General features: G+C 61.2%; 5 protein-coding genes. 2 read left to right on the top strand and 3 right to left on the bottom strand.

Annotated features, from left to right (window positions below; genetic code table 11):
- Nucleotides 1-322 precede the first annotated feature (322 nt).
- The gene (locus J0I64_RS00935) at nt 323-1,483 is read right to left on the bottom strand and encodes a hypothetical protein (protein WP_291405529.1); all 1,161 of its coding nucleotides are present in this window, start codon (nt 1,481-1,483) and stop codon (nt 323-325) included.
- Nucleotides 1,484-1,679: 196 nt separating this feature from the next.
- Between J0I64_RS00935 and J0I64_RS00930 the strand changes: the two genes are divergently transcribed.
- A complete protein-coding gene (locus tag J0I64_RS00930) occupies nt 1,680-2,318 on the top strand; it encodes a helix-turn-helix domain-containing protein (protein ID WP_291405527.1) in 639 nt (212 codons plus the stop codon).
- A gap of 107 nt (nt 2,319-2,425) precedes the next feature.
- Here J0I64_RS00930 and J0I64_RS00925 read toward each other — a convergent pair whose 3' ends face one another.
- Nucleotides 2,426-2,758 carry a hypothetical protein gene (locus J0I64_RS00925; protein ID WP_291405525.1) on the bottom strand — a complete coding sequence of 111 codons (333 nt, stop codon included), beginning with the start codon at nt 2,756-2,758 and terminating at the stop codon, nt 2,426-2,428.
- Nucleotides 2,759-3,081: 323 nt separating this feature from the next.
- Between J0I64_RS00925 and J0I64_RS22585 the strand changes: the two genes are divergently transcribed.
- Nucleotides 3,082-3,489: a YjdF family protein gene (locus J0I64_RS22585; protein ID WP_366933665.1), complete on the top strand. Its 408-nt coding sequence runs from the start codon at nt 3,082-3,084 to the stop codon at nt 3,487-3,489.
- A gap of 72 nt (nt 3,490-3,561) precedes the next feature.
- On the opposite strand, the gene J0I64_RS00915 is transcribed toward J0I64_RS22585, so the two are convergent.
- Nucleotides 3,562-4,482, bottom strand: a complete 921-nt coding sequence (locus J0I64_RS00915; protein WP_291405521.1) for a DNA-binding response regulator — start codon at nt 4,480-4,482, stop codon at nt 3,562-3,564.
- Between the last annotated feature and the right edge of the window lie 97 nt (nt 4,483-4,579).

The following is a 4,579-nucleotide window of genomic DNA, read 5'->3' as shown; positions in this document are numbered from 1 at the left end:
GCGACGAATTGCCGCAAAGAAGTGACGAGTGGGGACGATTTAAGTTGCAGCAACGAAAATCACCAAAACCATTCTGGTTAATACTTTGCATTTTCGATTAATACAAAGAACTGCCTGATCTCAATTAGAAAAGAAAAAGGCGCGGAACCGAAGTTCCGCGCCCCATCGGGGTTACAGCAAAGGAGCGTCAGCCTTCCTGCCACCGCCGACTTATCGGGCTTATCCCTGGGGATCGCCGCGTGGCTCGCCCTCGGATTCGAAGGCTTGCCTGCACAACGACCCATGATGCGCCGGGTTCCCCCCGCGCCGTTCACATCGCCGCCTAAAACTGCGTCTTAAGCGCCACTGCAAAGCGATCGACACTGTAGGTCGCGTCGTCCTCTCGCACCCATTTCCGCAGGGCCGAGAGAGACACACGCACCCGTTCCATCGCCACATAGTCGAGCCGCAGCCCCGCCGTGTCGACCCATCGCGACTGCGCCAGATCGAAAGCACCGCTCTCTTCGCTATGGGCATAGCTTGCCGAAACCGACAGCGCCTCGGTCAACGCATAACGCGCCCCAAGCTCGAGTTCGGCGACTTCGCTGGCGATGGGATCGAGCGGCTCATCCATCTCCACCCGCTTCTCGGCCCGCCCCGTCACCACCCAGCGTTCGTCCAGCGCCAGTTCCGATTGCATGGCGAAATACGGCAGGACCTTGCGCAGCCCGGGATCGATCAGCGGCCAGACCATGGTGGCACCCGCCAAAACCTCGACGAGAAAGCCGCCGTCTCTGACCCTCGCACCACCCGCCGCCGTCATCGCTGTCCCCGGAAACCGCGCATAGAGCAGTTGATCAAGCTCCGGCACGGCGGAAAACTCCCCCTTCAGCCGCCCCAGCGCCGCGAAATTGCCGGCTACCACCTTCTCCCAGTCCACCGCGACGCCAACGTTGGCTACCTCTGGATCGAGCCGAACCGGCGGAATCTCAACCGGCAAGCCCGAAATGACGGAGTCCTCGGGATAGCGCCACGCACCATCCACCAGCACCGAAACCTGCTGGTCATTCCCGAGAACGGTCAACCCAAGCAGCGCCTCATGCGTCACCGCACCGCTGGCCACGCCGATGCGAATGGCGCCGCCCCCGAGCGCCTCTCCGGTCCAGTCGCGCGTCACCGCATAACCCGCCCGCAACACCATGCCCGCATCCAATTGGAGCGCCGCCTCAAGCCCTACCGCGGCCGACATGTCATCCTCTTCGGAGATCGTCGCAAACCGCGTCTGCTCAAACAGCAGCGTCCCCCGCAGCGACATCGCCCCCAAAACGGCCGTCGCAGACAGTTCGTGCTCATGCTCGACAAAAAAGTCCGCCGGCCCGTTCTCACTTTCGGTGGCATTACTGGTCCAGCCCGTCTCGACCGAACTTCGCAGCGCAAATGGCTGCTCGCCAAGAACGGGCACCGCGCAGAAGCCCCAGACCAAAACACCGCTTAGCCGCCGCATCTCAACCTCCGGAAAACCGCAGGTCAAAATTGGTCATGCTTCGGTAACCAATATTCCACGTACCGTATCCGTAGTTCCACGTGCCCGGCAGCGTTGAGATTAAGGCTTAACGCAGGTAGGGCGCTCCGTAAGTAGTCGCTTAACTATGATCTTGCCGGGCACTCCGGGATTTTGGCAGCACCGGAAGGAGCTGCCGATGCCCAACCCAAACGAACTTTGCACCGCCCTGCGAAACTGGCGCATTCAGGCCCGGCTGCAACAGGATGCGGTCGCGCAGACCCTTGGCGTCACCCAAAGCCAGGTCAGTCGTTGGGAAAGCGGCCGCGACACGCCCCGCCCTCACAATATCGAAGCCATCCGCCGCCTGATCTGGGGACCCGAGGCAGACCCGCTGATCGCGCTACGCTACTTCGTCGAGCAATCCCATCAGAACCTGCTTCTGGTCGACGCCACCCAGGCGATCATCGCCCGCAGCAAACCGCTGAAGCTATCGCCCGGACAAGTCGATCGTTTCAGTTGGGTGCTGGACCCGATCAGGAATCCCGCCTTCGCTCCGGCCTATGCCCGCTTCTGCGAATTGCTGGCCCGTCCCTCCGGCGTGGTCAGCCTGAAGATCACCATCCCCTTTGTCGAAAATGGCCGCGACTTCTGTGCAGTCGTCACCAACACCATCCACACCATCGCCGGCACCCGCGTGTGTCTCGTCGAACCGAGTTTTCGCGAGGCCACGGGGCTCGAGGGCAAGGAAATCCGGCTCGAAGAAGTGCGGCTGACACCCGATGAGGGCGAGCGGCACTCCCTCACCCTCTGGCGCCAAACCACCGCCTCCTCCTGAAACTTTGCCCCACCCCAAAACAAATGGCGACCCGCGCCGGGGTGGGGGACACCGGCGCGGGCCTCACATCTGGCACGGGCAGGAGGTCAGCCTCCGTGCCAGATGCTTTACCAGCCGTTCTTCTTGGTCTGGTTCTGGCCACCAATGCCCAGAATGCCGTTGCCGTTCAGCACACCATTGAGAATGGACGTGCCATTGGCGGTGTTGTTGCCGCTCAGAATCCCGATGCCGGAGAGGATGCTGCTGTTATTGCCCACGGCAACGGTATTGCCGTTGAGCACGTTGACATTGCCCACATCGACGACATCGGTCACCGAGGTAACAATGCCGGTGATATTGCTGAGGACATTGTTGGTGCGCTTGGCAAAGAACCCACCGGCATGAGCGCCCGAAGTCATCGCCATGGCTGCCACGACGGAAAGTGCGATTGCGGTCTTCATACTCGTTACTCCCTTGAAAACATGTCGGTTTCGACAGGCACGAGGAAGCCCGAGGCCGCGCCTTGGGGCAATTGCAGGGCGCGATAATATGCGTTTCATGCGCACTAGGCGCGTTTCATGTCCCGGGCTACGGGAAAGCCCTGAGCAAAAATGACGGACCGGGGCCTATCGGCAGATGACACGACACTCGATCTCGACTACATCGAAGCCGTCGGAAAAAGACGGCCCGGTCGGGTAAGTCCGGGCGCCCCATTGGGGTTCAGTCGTGTCACCCATTGGCTCGACCCTCGACACACGATGACGTGTGTTCAGAGGGTAGAGAAATGTCGAGCAGAACAATCACATCCGTCTTTTTCGATGGCCAGTTCTGGGTTGCCGAGATCGAGCGCCACGCAGAAGGCAGCATTGCAGTGGCCCGCCACCGCTTCGGTCCCGAGCCGACCAATGCAGAATTGCTTATATGGGTGGACCGCGACCTTCAACGGCTTTGCTTTTTTGACCAGCCCCAGCACGCCGCAATGCCGGCATCCAGGCGGACAAACCCGAAGCGCATGACAGCCAAAGCCGAAAATGTCGGCTTCAGCGACAAAGCCGCGCAAGCGATAAAGGCCGCCCTTGCCGAACGGAAGCTGGAACGAAAGGGTGAGCGAAAAAGAAGAAGCAAAGAAGAACAGGAGCGTATTCGCGCCCTGCATAGAGCCAAACTCAAACAGAAGCGACGGGGCCGTTAGAGGGCACCGCGCTCTGATCGGCGAAAACCTCGCTCTGCGGCACCCAGCCCGCAGGACAGATGCACGAAGTGCCTAAAACGTGACCTGCAGGGCCTGCACCGCCTTGATAGCCGCCGAGGCGCGGTTTTCAACGCCAAGCTTAGCATAGACCTGCTCGAGGTGCTTGTTCACCGTGCGCGGGCTGAGCCCGAGAATATCGCCGATATCGCGATTGGATTTGCCGCGGGCAATCCAGAGCAACACTTCGCTTTCGCGCTGTGTCAGCCCAAAATGTTGGCGGAGATTATCCTCCTGCCCCTCCTCCTGCGCGCCGGTGAGGCGGAAAAGATATTCGTCGCCGCCGACCACGCCGAGAAAGGCGAATTGCAGCCCCGGAGCACCCGGCAGATTCACATCGAACCCGCTGCCCGGCGCCGCATCGCCATGGTCGAGCCGCCAGCGGGCAAAGCCGCCGGACATTTCAGCCTGACGATCCACATCCATGCCGGAGCGTTCCAGCAGCTTGTTGGCCTGTGGCGTCGACCACAACACTGCCGCATCGGCCCCAAACGCCACCAGATGCCGTCCCGCCGCATCAAGCGCAATGCGCGCACTCTGCGCCCGCCGCGCATTGGCAAGGTGCACCCGGATCCGCGCCCGCAACTCGTCGACATTTATCGGCTTTGAGAGATAGTCGACCCCACCGCTCTCCAGCGCGTGCACAATGTGCTCGGTCTCGGTCAGCCCCGTCATGAAAATCACGGGCACATGCGTCAACGGCGCCATGGCCTTCAGCCGCCGGCAGGTCTCAAAACCATCGAGCCCGGGCATCACGGCATCCATCAGCACCACGTCGGGCACGACGCGCCCTACGATACCAAGCGCCGCCTCACCGCTGCGCGCCACCAGCACGGTCACCCCAGCCGCTTCCAGCGCCGTAGTCAGAAACCCAAGGGACTCCGGCGAGTCATCGACCAGCAGAACAATGTCCTGATCCCGCTCAATTCGACTCATGGCCAACTCGCTCGAGGAGTTCTGCATAGGAATCAAAGTCAAAATTCTTCATGTGCCCACGCAAGGCGGCCACCAGAGGCCCATTATCCGGATCAAC

Source organism: Devosia sp. (genome assembly GCF_017307565.1).
Lineage (GTDB): Bacteria > Pseudomonadota > Alphaproteobacteria > Rhizobiales > Devosiaceae > Devosia.
Note: the sequence above shows the minus strand (reverse complement) of the source record. Positions and strands in the feature narration are given on the sequence as shown.

Bases quoted from the DNA above. Each gene is read 5' to 3' on its own strand.
- J0I64_RS00935 (WP_291405529.1), bottom strand. From the start codon at position 1,483: ATGCGGCGGCTAAGCGGTGTTTTGGTCTGGGGCTTCTGCGCGGTGCCC.
- J0I64_RS00930 (WP_291405527.1), top strand. From the start codon at position 1,680: ATGCCCAACCCAAACGAACTTTGCACCGCCCTGCGAAACTGGCGCATT.
- J0I64_RS00925 (WP_291405525.1), bottom strand. From the start codon at position 2,758: ATGAAGACCGCAATCGCACTTTCCGTCGTGGCAGCCATGGCGATGACT.
- J0I64_RS22585 (WP_366933665.1), top strand. From the start codon at position 3,082: ATGTCGAGCAGAACAATCACATCCGTCTTTTTCGATGGCCAGTTCTGG.
- J0I64_RS00915 (WP_291405521.1), bottom strand. From the start codon at position 4,482: ATGAGTCGAATTGAGCGGGATCAGGACATTGTTCTGCTGGTCGATGAC.